Genomic DNA, 17096 nt, shown 5'->3' with positions numbered 1-17096 from the left:
AACCTCCAGCCTTTGGCTGGCATTTTTGCCAGCCAGTCCGTATAACTATCCCCTGATTTTTGATCCGAAAAGATGAACTCAAACCATGATGAATGATTCGTTCTGCCGCATTATTGCGGGTGAAATTCAGGCGCGCCCGGAACAGGTTGACGCTGCCGTTCGCCTGCTTGACGAAGGGAATACCGTGCCGTTTATCGCACGTTATCGTAAGGAAATCACCGGCGGTCTGGATGACACGCAGTTGCGTAATCTGGAAACGCGTCTGAGCTACCTGCGTGAACTGGAAGAGAGACGTCAGGCGATCCTCAAGTCTATTTCTGAGCAAGGTAAACTCACCGATGAGCTGGCGAATGCCATCAACGCCACCTTAAGCAAAACCGAACTCGAAGACCTCTACCTGCCCTACAAACCCAAACGTCGTACCCGTGGGCAAATCGCCATTGAAGCAGGTCTTGAGCCGTTGGCCGACCTGCTGTGGAACGATCCGTCACACACGCCAGAAGTCGCCGCTGCACAATATGTTGATGCCGATAAAGGCGTGGCAGATACCAAAGCTGCGCTGGACGGCGCGCGCTATATCCTGATGGAACGGTTTGCCGAAGATGCCGCGCTGCTGGCAAAAGTGCGTGATTATCTGTGGAAGAACGCGCATTTGGTTTCTACGGTGGTGAGCGGTAAAGAAGAGGAAGGGGCAAAATTCCGCGACTATTTCGATCATCACGAACCGCTGTCCACGGTGCCTTCTCACCGCGCGCTGGCGATGTTCCGTGGGCGTAACGAAGGCATACTCCAGCTTTCGCTGAATGCCGATCCACAGTTCGATGAGCCGCCGAAAGAGAGTTATTGCGAACAAATCATTATGGATCACCTCAATCTGCGCCTGAACAATGCCCCGGCGGATAGCTGGCGCAAAGGCGTGGTGAGCTGGACGTGGCGCATCAAGGTACTGATGCACCTGGAAACCGAACTGATGGGCACCGTGCGCGAACGTGCGGAAGATGAAGCAATCAACGTATTTGCCCGTAACCTGCACGATCTGTTGATGGCAGCCCCAGCAGGACTGCGTGCGACGATGGGGCTCGATCCGGGTCTGCGTACCGGGGTAAAAGTTGCGGTGGTCGATGCAACCGGCAAACTGGTAGCGACCGACACCATTTATCCGCACACCGGACAAGCCGCAAAAGCGGCGATGACCGTTGCCGCTTTGTGTGAAAAACATAACGTTGAGCTGGTGGCAATTGGTAACGGTACGGCTTCCCGCGAAACCGAGCGTTTCTATCTCGACGTGCAGAAGCAGTTCCCGCAAGTGACTGCGCAGAAAGTGATCGTCAGCGAAGCAGGCGCATCCGTTTACTCAGCTTCCGAACTGGCAGCGCAGGAGTTCCCGGATCTCGATGTTTCGCTGCGTGGCGCAGTGTCTATCGCTCGTCGTTTGCAGGATCCGCTGGCAGAGCTGGTGAAAATCGATCCGAAATCTATCGGTGTGGGTCAGTATCAACATGACGTCAGCCAGACGCAGCTGGCTCGTAAACTGGACGCAGTGGTGGAAGACTGCGTTAACGCCGTTGGCGTCGATCTCAACACTGCTTCTGTTCCGCTGTTAACTCGCGTGGCGGGCCTGACGCGCATGATGGCGCAAAACATTGTTGCCTGGCGTGACGAGAACGGTCAGTTCCAGAACCGTCAGCAACTGTTAAAAGTGAGCCGACTGGGGCCAAAAGCCTTTGAGCAGTGCGCGGGCTTCCTGCGTATTAACCACGGTGATAACCCGCTTGACGCTTCTACCGTTCACCCGGAAGCCTATCCAGTGGTGGAACGCATTCTGGCGGCAACGCAGCAGGCGCTGAAAGATCTGATGGGTAACAGCAGCGAACTGCGTAACCTGAAAGCCTCTGACTTTACCGATGAAAAATTCGGTGTGCCGACGGTAACCGACATCATCAAAGAGCTGGAAAAACCGGGTCGCGATCCGCGTCCAGAATTTAAGACCGCTCAGTTTGCCGATGGCGTCGAGACAATGAACGACCTGCAACCGGGTATGATCCTCGAAGGTGCTGTCACCAACGTCACCAACTTTGGCGCGTTTGTCGATATCGGCGTGCATCAGGATGGCCTGGTTCACATCTCTTCTTTGTCGAACAAGTTTGTGGAAGATCCGCACACCGTGGTGAAAGCGGGTGACATTGTGAAGGTGAAAGTGCTGGAAGTGGATCTTCAGCGTAAACGTATCGCCCTGACCATGCGTCTGGATGAGCAGCCAGGTGAAACCAACGCCCGTCGCAGCGGCGGTAACGATCGCCCGCAAAACAACCGCCCGGCAGCCAAACCGCGCGGTCGTGAAGCGCAGCCTGCCGGTAATAGCGCGATGATGGATGCGCTGGCGGCGGCAATGGGCAAAAAACGTTAAACATCCTGGTTGGCCTACGGTTCGAATTTGCACGAAATCGTAGGCCAGATAAGGCGTTCACGCCGCATCTGGCAACTCACAACGAGCACCTTGCCTGACATAAAAATGCCGGAAATTATCTCCGGCATTTTTATTCCACAGCTAAATCCACAATATATTTTTGCTAATATTTATCACTGCATTAACAATTAAAACCTTAATTAAACATTAACCAGCCCTAATAATTCGCCATTCGAGTTATATTTTTGCTCCGATATAACCTTGAGCCACATCAACATTGAGTCAGATTATTATCTAAACCAACATTCGCACACATTTTAAGTATTGCTGATAGAAACCATTCTCATTATCATTGTATTGTTGATTATTTAATCTCTCCTTCGTTGGCAAATCATCTGGTCTCATGTCGCTGTCAAACGCCCCATGAGGTAGTTATCCAGTTAATGAGAAACAAGTAGGCCCTTATGCAATACACTCCAGATACTGCGTGGAAAATCACTGGATTTTCCCGTGAAATCAGCCCGGCATATCGCCAAAAACTGCTTTCTCTAGGCATGTTACCTGGCTCCTCTTTTAATGTGGTGCGCGTCGCCCCACTCGGCGATCCCATTCATATCGAAACCCGTCGTGTGAGCCTGGTATTACGCAAAAAAGATCTGGCCTTATTAGAAGTGGAAGCGGTTTCCTGTTAATACGGTGAGAATAACAATGAAAAAATTAACCATTGGCTTAATTGGTAATCCAAATTCTGGCAAGACAACTTTATTTAACCAGCTCACCGGTGCACGCCAGCGTGTAGGGAACTGGGCTGGCGTTACCGTCGAACGTAAAGAGGGTCAGTTCTCCACCACCGATCATCAGGTCACTCTGGTTGACCTGCCTGGTACTTATTCTCTGACTACCATCTCATCGCAAACTTCTCTGGATGAGCAAATCGCTTGTCACTACATTCTGAGTGGCGACGCCGATCTGCTGATTAACGTGGTGGATGCGTCTAACCTTGAGCGTAACCTGTACCTGACGCTGCAACTGCTGGAACTCGGCATTCCCTGCATCGTGGCGCTGAACATGCTCGACATTGCCGAGAAGCAAAATATTCGCATTGAAATTGATGCGCTGTCGGCGCGTCTTGGCTGCCCGGTGATCCCGCTGGTTTCCACGCGTGGTCGCGGTATTGAAGCTCTGAAACTGGCGATTGACCGCTATAAAGCCAACGAGAATGTAGAACTAGTGCATTACGCGCAGCCGCTAATCAATGAAGCCGATGCACTGGCGAAAGTGATGCCGTCGGACATCCCGCTGAAACATCGCCGCTGGCTGGGTCTGCAAATGCTGGAAGGCGATATCTACAGCCGCGCCTACGCCGGTGAAGCGTCGCAGCATCTGGATGCTGCCCTCGCCCGTCTGCGTAATGAGATGGACGATCCGGCGCTGCACATTGCCGATGCACGTTACCAGTGTATTGCTGCCATCTGTGATGTGGTAAGCAATACTCTGACGGCAGAACCCAGCCGTTTCACCACGGCAGTGGATAAAATCGTGCTCAACCGATTCCTTGGTCTGCCGATTTTCCTCTTTGTGATGTATCTGATGTTCCTGCTGGCTATCAACATCGGCGGGGCGCTACAGCCGCTGTTTGACGTCGGTTCCGTGGCACTCTTTGTGCATGGTATTCAGTGGATTGGCTACACGCTCCACTTCCCGGACTGGCTAACTATCTTCCTCGCCCAGGGCCTGGGTGGCGGTATTAACACCGTTCTGCCACTGGTGCCGCAGATCGGCATGATGTACCTGTTCCTCTCCTTCCTCGAGGACTCCGGGTATATGGCGCGTGCGGCATTTGTGATGGATCGTCTGATGCAGGCGTTAGGCTTGCCGGGTAAATCCTTTGTGCCGTTGATCGTCGGTTTTGGTTGTAACGTACCGTCGGTAATGGGCGCACGAACCCTTGATGCACCACGTGAACGCCTGATGACCATCATGATGGCACCGTTTATGTCCTGCGGTGCTCGTCTGGCAATCTTCGCAGTATTTGCTGCCGCGTTCTTCGGGCAGAATGGCGCACTGGCTGTGTTCTCGCTGTATGTCATCGGTATTGTGATGGCGGTACTGACGGGACTGATGCTCAAGTACACCATCATGCGCGGTGAAGCGACGCCGTTTGTCATGGAGCTGCCGGTCTATCACGTACCACACATTAAGAGCCTGATTATCCAGACCTGGCAGCGTTTGAAAGGCTTCGTCCTGCGCGCCGGTAAAGTGATTATCATCGTTAGCATTTTCCTGAGCGCCTTCAACAGCTTCTCGCTGAGTGGGAAAATCGTCGATAACATCAACGACTCGGCGCTGGCCTCTGTCAGCCGTGTGATCACTCCAGTCTTCAAGCCGATTGGCGTGCATGAAGATAACTGGCAGGCAACGGTTGGACTGTTTACTGGCGCAATGGCGAAAGAAGTGGTGGTCGGTACGCTCAACACTCTCTATACCGCAGAAAACATTCAGGACGAAGAGTTCAATCCGGCGGAATTTAACCTTGGTGAAGAGCTGTTCAGCGCAGTAGATGAAACCTGGCAGAGCCTGAAAGACACCTTCAGTCTTAGCGTACTGATGAACCCAATTGAAGCCAGCAAAGGCGACGGCGAAATGGGTACTGGGGCAATGGGCGTGATGGATGAGAAATTCGGTAGCGCGGCGGCAGCTTACAGCTATCTGATATTCGTCCTGCTGTATGTACCGTGTATTTCGGTGATGGGTGCCATTGCCCGTGAATCAAGCCGTGGCTGGATGGGCTTCTCCATCCTGTGGGGGCTAAATATCGCTTACTCGCTGGCAACATTGTTCTATCAGGTCGCCAGCTACAGCCAGCACCCAACTTACAGCCTGGTGTGCATTCTGGCGGTTGTCCTGTTTAACATCGTGGTTATCGGACTGCTGCGCCGCGCGCGTAGTCGGGTCGATATCGAACTACTGGCAAGCCGCAAAACGGTAAGCAGTTGCTGCGCAGCCAGCACCACTGGCGATTGCCACTAAGGACACGGCAATGGCTTCGCTCATTCAGGTGCGTGATTTGCTGGCGTTACGGGGTCGTATGGAAGCGACCCAGATCAGCCAGACGCTGAACACCCCGCAGCCGATGATTAACGCTATGCTGCAACAGCTGGAAAATATGGGCAAAGCGGTACGGATTCAGGAAGAACCTGATGGCTGCCTCTCTGGCAGTTGTAAAAGCTGCCCGGAAGGAAAAGCCTGTCTGCGTGAGTGGTGGATGTTGCGTTAACCTTGTTCCATCGTTCGTTTTGAAAAGCCCGGTATGCATTAGCTACCGGGCTTTTTTGCGTGCGGTGACCCGTCCTGAATAGCGTTGACACGTTCCAGACTTAAATCCGGAGAACGTGATGATGACTGAGTTCAAACGCACCCAACGTGATTATCCTCTATCCTTTAAAATAGCTGTTGTTGAGCAGGTTGAAAAAGGCGAGATGACCTATAAACAGGCTCAGCAGCGGTATGGCATTCAGGGGCGCTCCACCGTTCTTGTCTGGTTGCGTAAATATGGCCGGCTTGACTGGAGTCCCGGACTTCCTGATCTGGTGAAGAGGAAACTGCCTGTGACTCAGACAACTATCCCGCTCACACCCGAGCAAAGAATCAGAGAACTTGAAGAGCAGCTTGAGCTGGCGAACCAGAAAGCTGAGTTTTTTGAGTCGGTTATCAATGTCCTGAAAAATGATTACGGGGTGAGTATCGTAAAAAAGCGGCCCGGCAAGTCCTCGCGCAGAGTTCGGCCCCAAAAATAACTGTTACGCGTGCATGTCAGTTCCTGGGGCACAGCAGACAGGCATGGTATCAGGACAACGCAAGGCGCAGAAAACGGCAGGAACATCATGCTCAGGTTCTTAATTTTGTTGCCCGTATCAGATGTCGTCAGCCGCGAATCGGTGCGCGTAAACTGCACTATCTGCTGAACACGCAGGCCGATAAAAGGCTGAATATCGGACGAGACCGTTTGTTTAACCTGCTGGATGAATACCGGCTCCTGGTGCCAGTAAAGCGGGCATATCACAAAACTACCAACAGCCATCACCGCTTTTACCGGCATCCCAATCTGCTGAAACCCGGCCCGGAGCAGGTTACCGCCCTTGAGCCAGAGCAGGTCTGGGTTGCCGACATTACTTACCTTCCCCTGCTCAGCGGCATGGCTTATCTGAGTCTGGTCACTGATGCCTGCTCCAGAAAAATCATGGGTTACCATGTCGGGGGAAATCTGCAGACAGAAAATGTGGTAAAAGCGTTCAGACAGGCTCTGAGGCGAAGAAAAACGACAGGTCCTCTGGTACATCACTCTGACAGAGGGTTGCAATACTGTTCAGCTCTTTATCAGTCAGTCCATGAGAAAAACGGAATAACCTGTTCAATGACTGATGGTTATGACTGCTACCAGAACGCACTGGCTGAGCGAATAAACGGTATCCTGAAAAATGAGTTTTTACTCTCGCGTCCTGCAGACCTGATGCAAGCCCGGGAAATGGTAAAAGAGTCCGTGACAATTTATAACTGTGAGCGGCCACACCTGGCCCTGAAATACAAAACGCCCGATGACGTTCATCAGGCGTTTTACAGACAGAAAAGTGTCAACTTATATCAGGACTAGTCACGGCTTTCCATAAAAATGCAACTCTTGCAGAGTGGCGTAAGTTCCTCTGAAAGTGTCTCGCAAGGATGAAAACTCGCTAATGCATAGCCGTGGAGTGGCGCGTAAAGTCACGGCATTCAAAAAAACAGGTGAAGGAACGCCATGAGCAAAAAGCAGAGTTCCACCCTACACGATGCGCTGTTCAAACTCTTTTTACGCCAACCGGACACGGCACGTGATTTCCTTGCGTTCCATTTACCGGCCCCCATTCACGCGCTCTGTGATATGAAAACCCTCAAGCTGGAGTCGAATGACGATCTGCGTGAAAGCTATTCCGACGTGCTGTGGTCGGTGAAAACGGAGCAAGGGCCAGGATACATCTATTGCCTGATTGAACATCAAAGCACCTCAAACAAATTGATCGCATTTCGCATGATGCGTTATGCCATTGCCGCAATGCAAAACCACCTTGATGCAGGATACAAAACGTTGCCGATGGTCGTACCGTTGTTGTTTTACCACGGCATTGAAAGCCCCTATCCCTATTCGCTGTGTTGGCTGGATTGTTTCGCCGATCCCAAACTGGCAAGGCAGCTTTATGCCTCTGCATTTCCGCTGATTGATGTCACCGTCATGCCTGATGATGAAATCATGCAGCACCGACGTATGGCGCTGCTGGAGTTAATTCAAAAACATATTCGTCAACGCGACCTGATGGGGCTGGTGGAGCAAATGGCCTGCTTATTAAGTAGTGGATACGCTAATGACAGACAAATCAAAGGACTGTTTAATTACATACTGCAAACAGGCGACGCGGTACGTTTTAACGATTTTATCGACGGCGTTGCCGAACGTTCACCGAAAAACAAGGAGAGTTTAATGACTATTGCGGAAAGATTGCGGCAGGAAGGGTTTCAGAAAGGTATACGTACCAACGCCCTAAATATTGCCAAAACTATGCTGGATGCCGGAGTCTCTCTTGAGGACGTTCTGCGATTTACTAGCCTGACGGTTGAAGACCTTGCTGAAATAAATCATCAATAACGTAAAGGATGGTTTTAATGACAGATGCAGAAAGAGAATATCTTATTAGTTACCTGATTGGTTGTTTATTGGGTCGACGCCTGGAAGCCCTGGATACCGCCAAAAGAATGCTGCAATCCGGAGTCCCTCTTGCAGACATCATGCTCTTTACCGGGCTTTCAGAAGAAGAGTTGGTTGAGGCGAGTCAGTAAATACCTGCCTCGCCATTTCAAATACTGCTACACCCTCTGCTTCAACGCTACCAGCTGCTGACAAAACTCGTCTGGATGTGAAATAAACGGCGCATGGGCCGCTTTGGCGAAGATATATGATTCGCTGTGCGGCCAGAGTTCATCCAGCATCGGCACTACTTTGCGCGGCACCAGACCGTCGAGATAACCATACAATCGCAAAAACGGCATTGGTACGTTCTGCAGCGGCTGACGAAGATCGACCGTTTTCAGGATTTCCAGCCCACCATTAAGCACGTCAACCTCCGGCATCGGTAACGCCAGAACGGTTTTCTTCAACGCCCGCGCATCCTGGCGCGCCGTTTCAGTACCCATGGTTTGTAACGCCAGGAACCGCTCCACTGTACGCTGAAAATCATCACTGAGTTGCTGCTGGAAACCCGCCAGCACGTCCGGTTTTATCCCCGGCCACTCGTCACGAGCACTAAAACAAGGTGACGACGCCACGGTGACCAGCGCCTGAACACGCTCGGGACAGGCTAATGCAATCTGACTTGCCACCAGCCCGCCCAGGCTCCAGCCTAACCAAATGGCTTTATCCGGTGCCTGTTGCAGCACAACTTCAGCTATGTCAGCAAGCGACATCGCACCAAATCCCTGACTGCGCCCGAAGCCAGGCAGATCAACAAGATGTAACGTAAAATGCGAGCTAAGTTCCTCGTCAATGCAACGCCACACTTCGGCATTCAGTCCCCATCCGTGCAGCAGCACAAGATGAACATTCCCCTGACCTTTGGTCTGCCACCAGATGTTATTCATCCGCTATTGTTCTCTTTTGACTTACAAGGATGAACATATGCTAACAGTACCGGGATTATGCTGGCTATGCCGAATGCCGCTGGCGCTAGGTCATTGGGGGATTTGCTCGGTCTGCTCCCGCGCCGCACGTACAGATAAAATGCTATGCCCGCAATGTGGATTACCCTCTACACACTCACATCTTCCCTGTGGTCGCTGTCTGCAAAAACCGCCGCCGTGGCAAAGACTGCTCACTGTTGCCAACTATGCGCCGCCCTTAAGTCCGCTCATCCACCAGCTTAAGTTTTCCCGGCGCAGTGAAATCGCCAGTGCGCTAGCACGTTTGTTACTATTGGAAGTCTTACACGCCCGTCGCACCAGCGAATTACATCTGCCGGATCGTATCGTCAGTGTCCCGTTATGGCGGCATCGCCACTGGCGTCGGGGATTTAATCAGAGCGATTTGCTGTGTCAGCCGTTATCACGCTGGTTGCACTGCCAATGGGATAGCGAAGCCGTCACACGAACAAGAGCCACTGCAACCCAGCATTTTCTCAACGCCCGTCTGCGCAAGCGCAACCTGAAAAATGCCTTTCGCCTTGAATTGCCCGTGCAAGGTCTCCATATGGTGATTGTGGATGATGTCGTTACCACCGGAAGTACCGTCGCAGAGATTGCGCAGCTGCTTTTACGCAATGGTGCGGCGACTGTCCAGGTCTGGTGCCTTTGTCGAACCTTGTAGAGCCTCGATGATGGGCGTATTATAACCAACTAAAATAGTCAACTATTAGGCCATTACTATGATCCGTATTTCCGATGCTGCACAAGCGCACTTTGCCAAACTGCTGGCAAACCAGGAAGAAGGGACACAAATCCGCGTATTTGTGATTAACCCTGGCACACCTAACGCTGAATGCGGCGTTTCTTATTGTCCGCCGGACGCTGTGGAAGCCACCGACACCGCCCTGAAATTTGACCTGCTGACCGCGTATGTTGATGAGTTAAGCGCACCATACCTGGAAGATGCAGAGATCGACTTTGTTACCGACCAGTTGGGTTCCCAGCTAACGCTGAAAGCACCGAACGCCAAAATGCGTAAAGTGGCTGACGATGCGCCGCTAATGGAGCGCGTCGAGTATATGCTGCAATCGCAGATTAACCCGCAGCTTGCCGGTCACGGTGGTCGCGTTTCGCTGATGGAAATCACCGAAGACGGTTACGCCATTCTGCAATTTGGCGGCGGCTGTAACGGCTGTTCCATGGTCGACGTAACGCTGAAAGAAGGGATCGAAAAGCAGCTGCTGAACGAATTCCCGGAACTGAAAGGTGTGCGCGATCTCACCGAACACCAGCGCGGCGAACACTCTTACTACTAAGTTATCCCCTCTTTTGTAGATTGCCCGATGCGACGCTAAAGTGTCTTATCGGGCTTTCGTTGTTCTTATGGCGCAGCTTTACTCCGTCCCCCTTCGTTTCCCCACGATAATATGACCAACCTCTCATAATTTAAATTTACCCCGCTCTGGTGATTCTCAAGCGCATTATGTTACCCGTATCATTCTCATGGGCACCAAACACACTCATAACATCTGACTACACTAATACGTTTTAGGGGTCATCAGCCGTGGTGCCGTTATATCTCTGTTCCCAGTTGGGACAACCAGGATTTGTCGTCAGAAACCTGACGTTACCCATAACAAATTAAAGGCCAGGTAAATCATGCCATTAGTCATTGTTGCTATCGGTGTTATCTTGTTATTACTCCTGATGATCCGCTTCAAAATGAACGGCTTCATCGCTCTCGTCCTGGTGGCGCTTGCTGTTGGATTAATGCAAGGGATGCCGCTGGATAAAGTTATTGGCTCTATCAAAGCCGGTGTCGGCGGGACGCTCGGTAGCCTTGCCCTGATCATGGGCTTTGGCGCAATGCTGGGCAAAATGCTGGCAGACTGTGGCGGCGCGCAACGTATCGCCACCACGCTGATTGCCAAATTTGGTAAAAAACACATCCAGTGGGCAGTGGTATTGACCGGTTTTACCGTCGGTTTTGCCCTGTTCTATGAAGTAGGCTTCGTGCTGATGCTGCCGCTGGTATTCACCATCGCTGCTGCTGCCAATATCCCGCTGCTGTATGTTGGTGTACCAATGGCGGCTGCACTGTCTGTGACCCACGGCTTCCTGCCGCCGCACCCGGGCCCGACTGCGATTGCCACCATTTTCAATGCCGATATGGGTAAAACCCTGCTGTACGGTACTATTCTGGCGATCCCGACCGTGATTCTCGCGGGTCCGGTTTACGCTCGCGTGCTGAAAGGCATTGATAAGCCGATCCCGGAAGGTCTGTACAGTGCGAAAACCTTTAGCGAAGAAGAGATGCCGAGCTTTGGCGTCAGCGTCTGGACTTCTCTGGTGCCGGTTGTACTGATGGCGATGCGTGCCATCGCTGAAATGATCCTGCCGAAAGGTCACGCTTTCCTGCCGGTAGCAGAGTTCCTCGGTGACCCGGTGATGGCGACATTGATTGCCGTGCTGATTGCGATGTTCACCTTTGGTCTGAACCGTGGTCGTTCAATGGATCAGATTAACGACACGCTGGTTTCTTCCATCAAAATCATCGCGATGATGCTGTTGATCATCGGTGGTGGCGGTGCGTTCAAGCAGGTGCTGGTAGACAGCGGCGTGGACAAATACATTGCTTCCATGATGCATGAAACTAACATTTCTCCGCTGCTGATGGCGTGGTCTATTGCCGCTGTGCTGCGTATCGCGCTGGGTTCTGCAACCGTTGCGGCAATCACTGCGGGTGGTATCGCTGCGCCGCTGATTGCAACGACAGGTGTTAGCCCGGAGCTGATGGTTATTGCGGTTGGTTCCGGTAGTGTGATTTTCTCTCACGTGAACGATCCGGGCTTCTGGCTGTTCAAAGAGTACTTTAACCTGACTATCGGCGAGACCATCAAATCCTGGTCGATGCTGGAAACCATTATCTCAGTGTGCGGTCTGGTAGGCTGTCTGCTGCTGAATATGGTGATTTGATAACACTGACTGCCGGATATGGCGTGAATGCCTTATCCGGCTGCTCTGATGAGTCGGCCGGATAAGACGCATCAAGCATCGCATCCGGCATCAACCGCACTCTACTTCTTCTTCGCTGCCGCCATGCGCCGTCTGTCTAAATCCTTCAGCAACTTGTTCACACCATCATCAGCAAACATCGACTCAAGTGTTGCGGAAAGCTTACGTCGCCAGTTTTTATACTGGTAACTGGTGCCAGGAATATTTACAGGTTCCGCCATATCCAGCCAGTCTTCTGGCTGTAGCCCTAACAGGGCACTATTACTGTCGGCAATATAGCGTTGCAAGCCACGATTAAGCGTCGGCGTCATCGCCATCAGTGATGCCTTATGCCCGGCACGTTTTGGCAGACAGCCATATTTATGCAGCGCATCCAGCAGCCCTTGCTTCGCCAGTTCGCGATCCTGATACAAACCGCGCAGCACCACTTCATCCGGGTACAGCCCCAGCGTTTTGCCCAGCGTTAAATCCCCGCTCTCCCAGTAACCACGCAGCGTAGGCAGATCGTGTGTTGCCGCGACCGCCATCGACTGCTCCGGATACGCTTTTGGTGCGCGGAACGTCTTCTCGTGATCGCTTTCGAAATAGAGCACTTTGTAGGAGTAAACCCCACTACTGCGCAGCTTACCGACAATCTCTACTGGCACCGTGCCAAGATCTTCGCCAATCACCATGCAGCGATGGCGTTTACTTTCCAGCGCCAGAATAGCGAGCAGATCATCCACCGGATAGTGAACATATGCCCCCTGATCCGCCGTTTCGCCATACGGTATCCACCACAAACGCAGCATCGACATTACATGGTCAATTCGCAACGCGCCGCAGTTTTGCATATTGGCACGCAACAGCTCGATAAACGGTTCATAAGCGCGCGCAGTGATGATATGCGGATCCATCGGTGGCAATCCCCAGTTCTGCCCTAACGGACCGAGGATATCCGGCGGCGCGCCAACCGATGCTTTCAGGCAATATAACTCGCGGTCGCACCAGGTTTCCGCTCCGCCTTCCGCTACGCCAACTGCCAGGTCACGGTACAAACCAATCGGCATTTCATAGCCCTGGCTTATCTCCCAGCAGGCGGCAAACTGGCTGTAAGCCAGCCACTGCAACCAGAGATAAAAATCGACGTCATCACGATGTTCTTCGCAGAACTGACGCACTTCTGGTGAATCCACATTCTGGTACGCCTGCGGCCATGCTGGCCAACCCCAGCGCATTTCGTCCTCTTTCACTTGTTGTGCATGTAGCGCGTCAAACGCTGCCTGCCAGAACAAGCTATCGCCCTGCTCTGCAACAAACTGGCGAAACGCTGCCATCTGTTCATCATCACGTTGCGCGAAACCTTTCCACGCCATCCGCAATGCTGTCATTTTTAGGGCGGTAACCGTGGAGTAATCGACCCAGTCGGCATCCCGCGCCTGTTGCAGCGTCTGTTGTGTGGTCGGCATCTGCCACCAGACCTGTGCCTCTTCGCTAAGATGGAAATCTTCGACGGCATTAACGTCGATATAAACCACATTCAGCCAGCGGCGAGAAGACGGGCTATACGGGCTGGCGCTTTCCGGGTTTGCCGGATAGAGCGCATGAATCGGGTTCAAACCGATGAACGACCCGCCTCGTTTTGCCACATCCACCAGCATCGCTTTGAGATCGCCAAAATCACCAATGCCCCAGTTTTTTTCCGAGCGCAGCGTATAAAGCTGAACGCAGGCCCCCCACAGCTTTTGTTTATTCAGCAACGCCTGCGGTTCGTAACAACGTTTCGGGGCGACAATCACCCGGCAATGCACGCGCTGTTCGTCCTGGGTAAGCGTCAGCGTGTGATAACCTTCCGGCAGCTTCGTCGGTAGATTGAACGCTTTACCGCCGCTCACGTGCCCTTTGTACTGAGTACCTTCTTCGGTGGTCAGCAGCCAGCTATATTCGCCGCTGCCTTCTACCGCCATCGGCATTTTTTTGCCGCTGGTATAAACCATGACATTCGGGACTGGCGTTACCGCCACTTTCGTGGCGGTACGTTGATGCATCGCGTCAAGCAAACGCCGTTTGGTTTCGGCGCTAATCGACTGCGGTTTACCGTGGGCATTGATGTAATTGGGGCTGATCCCCGCCGCCAGCGCGGCATTATCCAGACGTTTGCTTTCCATCGAGCTTCCTTAGCGTTTTGCCTGCCAGATACGAGCCTGATAATCGCGAATAGAGCGATCCGAGCTAAACATACCGCAGCGGGCGGTATTGAGGATCGCCGCGCGAGTCCAGGCCTCCTGGTCGCGATACAGCACATCCACCTGCTTTTGTGCCTCTACATAGGCTGCGAAATCCGCCATCACCAGATACGGATCGCCGCCTTGTTTGCCGATACTGTGCAGCATCTGGTCGAAGGCATGTTTATCACCATCGCTGTATTTACCGCTTTCCAGCTCTTTCAACACGGCGTCCAGAACCTTATCTTTCTTCCGCCATTTCACCGGGTCGTAGCCTTTGGCCAGAATTGCCTTCACTTGTTCCACGGTATGACCAAAAATAAAGATGTTTTCTTCACCGACTTTTTCGGCAATTTCAACGTTCGCGCCATCCAGCGTACCCACGGTTAACGCGCCGTTGAGCGCCAGTTTCATGTTGCCAGTACCAGAAGCCTCTTTCCCTGCAGTGGAGATCTGCTCGGAGATATCCGCCGCCGGGATCAGTTTTTCCGCCGCCGAAACGCAATAATCCGGCAGGAACACCACCTTCAGTTTGTCGCCAACTTGCGGATCGTTGTTGATCACGTCAGCCACTTTATTGATCGCAAAGATAATATTCTTCGCCAGGTAGTAGCCAGGCGCCGCTTTCGCGCCGAACAGGAATACGCGCGGTACGCGGTCGGCCTGCGGGTTCTCGCGAATTTCTTTATACAGCGCCAGAATATGCAGCAGATTCAGGTGCTGGCGTTTGTACTCATGCAGACGTTTGATCTGAATATCGAAAATCGCCTGCGGATTGATCTCAATACCGGTACGGGCTTTCACAAACTCTGCCAGACGGACTTTATTCGCCTGTTTGATCTCGCGATATTGCTGACGGAATTTCGCGTCATCGGCGAATTTTTCCAGATGGATCAGTTGATCCAGATCGTTAACCCACTCTTTCTTCAGTGATTTATCCAGCAGCGCCGCCAGTGCCGGGTTGCACTGTTTGATCCAGCGACGTGGGGTAATGCCGTTAGTGACGTTATGGAATTTGTTCGGCCACAGCTGGTGATATTCCGGGAACAAGTCTTTCACCACCAGATCCGAGTGCAACGCCGCCACACCGTTCACCGCAAAGCCGCTTACCACACACATATTGGCCATGCGAACCTGTTTGTCATGCACAACCGCCAGCTTTGCCCACACCGCTTTATCACCTGGCCAGGTTTTTTCTACCAGTTTCTTAAAGCGGTTGTTGATTTCATTGATTATCTGCATATGGCGCGGCAGCAGGGCTTTTACCAGTTTCTCATCCCAGCACTCCAGAGCTTCTGGCATCAAAGTATGGTTGGTGTAAGCGAAAGTTTTGCTGGTGATTGCCCAGGCGTCATCCCAGCTCATCTGGTGCTCATCGATCAGCACGCGCAGCAGTTCTGGAATAGCGATAGTCGGGTGGGTATCGTTCAGTTGAATGACTTCGTAATCTGCCAGTTCGTGCAGTTTACGCCCCGCCAGATGATGGCGACGCAGAATATCCGCCACCGAACAGGCACACTGGAAGTATTGCTGCATCAGGCGCAGCTTTTTACCCGCAGTGTGGTTATCGTTTGGATAGAGAACTTTGGTCAGTTTTTCAGCATTGATGCCTTGTTGTTCGGCACGCAGGAAGTCACCGTCATTAAATTTGGTGAGATTGAACGGATGAGCATGAGTCGCCTGCCATAAACGCAGCGGTTGTGCCACACCGTTGTGGTAGCCCAACACTGGAAGATCCCACGCTTGCCCGGTAATGGTAAATTCCGGTTCCCAGCGCCCCTCTTTCGTCACTTTGCCGCCGATGCCCACCTGCACATCCAGAGCTTCGTTATGGCTAAACCACGGGTAGTTGCCGCGATGCCAGTCGTCTGGCGCTTCAGACTGTTTACCATCGACAAAGGATTGACGGAACAAACCATACTGATAGTTAAGACCATAGCCAGTGGCAGACTGCCCGACAGTCGCCATTGAGTCGAGGAAACACGCAGCCAGACGCCCCAGGCCACCGTTACCCAGCGCCGGATCAATCTCTTCTTCCAACAGGTCAGTCAGGTTGATGTCATAAGACTTCAGTGAATCCTGAACAGCCTGATACCAGCCGAGATTTAACAGGTTGTTGCCCGTCAGACGCCCAATCAAAAACTCCATTGAGATGTAGTTAACATGGCGCTGATTCGCCGCCGGTTTAACGAAAGGCTGGGCTCGCAGCATTTCCGCCAGGGCTTCACTCACTGCCAACCACCACTGGCGAGGGGTCATCTCAGCCGCAGAAGTTAAACCATAACGCTGCCACTGGCGTGACAGGGCTTCCTGAAATTGCTTTTCATTAAAAATGGGTTGTGACATAGGAGTTCCAGTTTTCTTAGATATTAAACACAACGTTATCGTTAGTTTGCCAGGCTCCATGTTGACCTTCCTCATCCTACGGGGGATTAGGCGGGGAGGAGTGACGGGGATGAGCAAGAAAATGTGATCACGACCACTTAAAGGTAGTGCAATCAACTGCAAAAGCATCAGCTCAATGCCAGAGAGCGCAGAAAACCTGCTATTAACAGTAAGAAATGGTCGTTGCGTATTATCAAAAAGCGGAAAGCAACTCTATAAATTAAGTAAAGCGGCGAAATAGTTTCAGTAATGAAATATCCATTGAGGGTCATCTCACTGTTAATAGATTTATTAAGATCAACTTTTTAGATAGACCTTTCATCAGGAATTAAGGCGGTATCGTTGCTTTAATAAGGCTTTTGAACTGAAAGAAAACACCC

General features: G+C 52.1%; 13 protein-coding genes. 10 read left to right on the top strand and 3 right to left on the bottom strand.

Annotation, left to right across the window (positions count from 1 at the left end; genetic code table 11):
- Positions 1 to 85: 85 nt before the first annotated feature.
- From WC5_RS13275 to WC5_RS25540, 7 genes are all read left to right on the top strand, one after another.
- Positions 86 to 2407 carry a Tex family protein gene (locus WC5_RS13275; RefSeq protein WP_000980754.1) on the top strand — a complete coding sequence of 774 codons (2322 nt, stop codon included), beginning with the start codon at positions 86 to 88 and terminating at the stop codon, positions 2405 to 2407.
- Positions 2408 to 2871: 464 nt separating this feature from the next.
- Positions 2872 to 3099, top strand: coding sequence for a ferrous iron transporter A (gene feoA, locus WC5_RS13280; RefSeq protein WP_001200455.1), 228 nt, complete (start codon positions 2872 to 2874; stop codon positions 3097 to 3099).
- A gap of 16 nt (positions 3100 to 3115) precedes the next feature.
- Entirely contained in the window at positions 3116 to 5437 is a 2322-nt protein-coding gene (feoB, locus tag WC5_RS13285) for a Fe(2+) transporter permease subunit FeoB (protein ID WP_000737001.1), read from the top strand.
- A gap of 10 nt (positions 5438 to 5447) precedes the next feature.
- Positions 5448 to 5684, top strand: a complete 237-nt coding sequence (feoC, locus tag WC5_RS13290) for a [Fe-S]-dependent transcriptional repressor FeoC (protein ID WP_000157593.1) — start codon at positions 5448 to 5450, stop codon at positions 5682 to 5684.
- Positions 5685 to 5802: 118 nt separating this feature from the next.
- A protein-coding gene (locus WC5_RS24800; RefSeq protein WP_107164610.1) for an IS3 family transposase occupies positions 5803 to 7058 on the top strand; the annotation gives its coding sequence in 2 pieces (ribosomal slippage) (positions 5803 to 6154 and positions 6154 to 7058; 1257 coding nt in all).
- Positions 7059 to 7202: 144 nt separating this feature from the next.
- Positions 7203 to 8084 carry a recombination-promoting nuclease RpnA gene (rpnA, locus tag WC5_RS13300; protein WP_000039051.1) on the top strand — a complete coding sequence of 294 codons (882 nt, stop codon included), beginning with the start codon at positions 7203 to 7205 and terminating at the stop codon, positions 8082 to 8084.
- Between the two features lie 17 nt (positions 8085 to 8101).
- The gene (locus tag WC5_RS25540) at positions 8102 to 8275 is read left to right on the top strand and encodes an Rpn/YhgA-type helix-turn-helix domain-containing protein (protein WP_016231555.1); all 174 of its coding nucleotides are present in this window, start codon (positions 8102 to 8104) and stop codon (positions 8273 to 8275) included.
- A 27-nt stretch (positions 8276 to 8302) separates the two neighbouring features.
- On the opposite strand, the gene bioH is transcribed toward WC5_RS25540, so the two are convergent.
- Entirely contained in the window at positions 8303 to 9073 is a 771-nt protein-coding gene (gene bioH / locus WC5_RS13305) for a pimeloyl-ACP methyl ester esterase BioH (protein ID WP_001060057.1), read from the bottom strand.
- Between the two features lie 37 nt (positions 9074 to 9110).
- Between bioH and gntX the strand changes: the two genes are divergently transcribed.
- From gntX to gntT, 3 genes are all read left to right on the top strand, one after another.
- Entirely contained in the window at positions 9111 to 9794 is a 684-nt protein-coding gene (gene gntX, locus WC5_RS13310; RefSeq protein WP_010352788.1) for a DNA utilization protein GntX, read from the top strand.
- A 58-nt stretch (positions 9795 to 9852) separates the two neighbouring features.
- A complete protein-coding gene (nfuA, locus tag WC5_RS13315; protein ID WP_000619389.1) occupies positions 9853 to 10428 on the top strand; it encodes a Fe-S biogenesis protein NfuA in 576 nt (191 codons plus the stop codon).
- Positions 10429 to 10771: 343 nt separating this feature from the next.
- Complete coding sequence (gene gntT, locus WC5_RS13320) at positions 10772 to 12088, top strand: gluconate transporter (protein WP_001131743.1); 1317 nt, start codon at positions 10772 to 10774, stop codon at positions 12086 to 12088.
- Positions 12089 to 12189: 101 nt separating this feature from the next.
- Here gntT and malQ read toward each other — a convergent pair whose 3' ends face one another.
- Entirely contained in the window at positions 12190 to 14274 is a 2085-nt protein-coding gene (malQ, locus tag WC5_RS13325) for a 4-alpha-glucanotransferase (protein WP_016231554.1), read from the bottom strand.
- Between the two features lie 9 nt (positions 14275 to 14283).
- Complete coding sequence (malP, locus tag WC5_RS13330; RefSeq protein WP_000081937.1) at positions 14284 to 16677, bottom strand: maltodextrin phosphorylase; 2394 nt, start codon at positions 16675 to 16677, stop codon at positions 14284 to 14286.
- Positions 16678 to 17096 lie beyond the last annotated feature (419 nt).

The organism is Escherichia sp. KTE114, from assembly GCF_000407765.1.
Taxonomy (GTDB): Bacteria; Pseudomonadota; Gammaproteobacteria; order Enterobacterales; family Enterobacteriaceae; genus Escherichia; species Escherichia ruysiae.
This window is presented reverse-complemented; position numbering and strand designations above follow the sequence as displayed.

Bases quoted from the DNA above. Each gene is read 5' to 3' on its own strand.
- feoA (WP_001200455.1), top strand. From the start codon at position 2,872: ATGCAATACACTCCAGATACTGCGTGGAAAATCACTGGATTTTCCCGT.
- WC5_RS25540 (WP_016231555.1), top strand. From the start codon at position 8,102: ATGACAGATGCAGAAAGAGAATATCTTATTAGTTACCTGATTGGTTGT.
- nfuA (WP_000619389.1), top strand. From the start codon at position 9,853: ATGATCCGTATTTCCGATGCTGCACAAGCGCACTTTGCCAAACTGCTG.
- malQ (WP_016231554.1), bottom strand. From the start codon at position 14,274: ATGGAAAGCAAACGTCTGGATAATGCCGCGCTGGCGGCGGGGATCAGC.
- gntT (WP_001131743.1), top strand. From the start codon at position 10,772: ATGCCATTAGTCATTGTTGCTATCGGTGTTATCTTGTTATTACTCCTG.
- bioH (WP_001060057.1), bottom strand. From the start codon at position 9,073: ATGAATAACATCTGGTGGCAGACCAAAGGTCAGGGGAATGTTCATCTT.
- malP (WP_000081937.1), bottom strand. From the start codon at position 16,677: ATGTCACAACCCATTTTTAATGAAAAGCAATTTCAGGAAGCCCTGTCA.
- WC5_RS13275 (WP_000980754.1), top strand. From the start codon at position 86: ATGATGAATGATTCGTTCTGCCGCATTATTGCGGGTGAAATTCAGGCG.
- gntX (WP_010352788.1), top strand. From the start codon at position 9,111: ATGCTAACAGTACCGGGATTATGCTGGCTATGCCGAATGCCGCTGGCG.
- feoC (WP_000157593.1), top strand. From the start codon at position 5,448: ATGGCTTCGCTCATTCAGGTGCGTGATTTGCTGGCGTTACGGGGTCGT.
- feoB (WP_000737001.1), top strand. From the start codon at position 3,116: ATGAAAAAATTAACCATTGGCTTAATTGGTAATCCAAATTCTGGCAAG.
- rpnA (WP_000039051.1), top strand. From the start codon at position 7,203: ATGAGCAAAAAGCAGAGTTCCACCCTACACGATGCGCTGTTCAAACTC.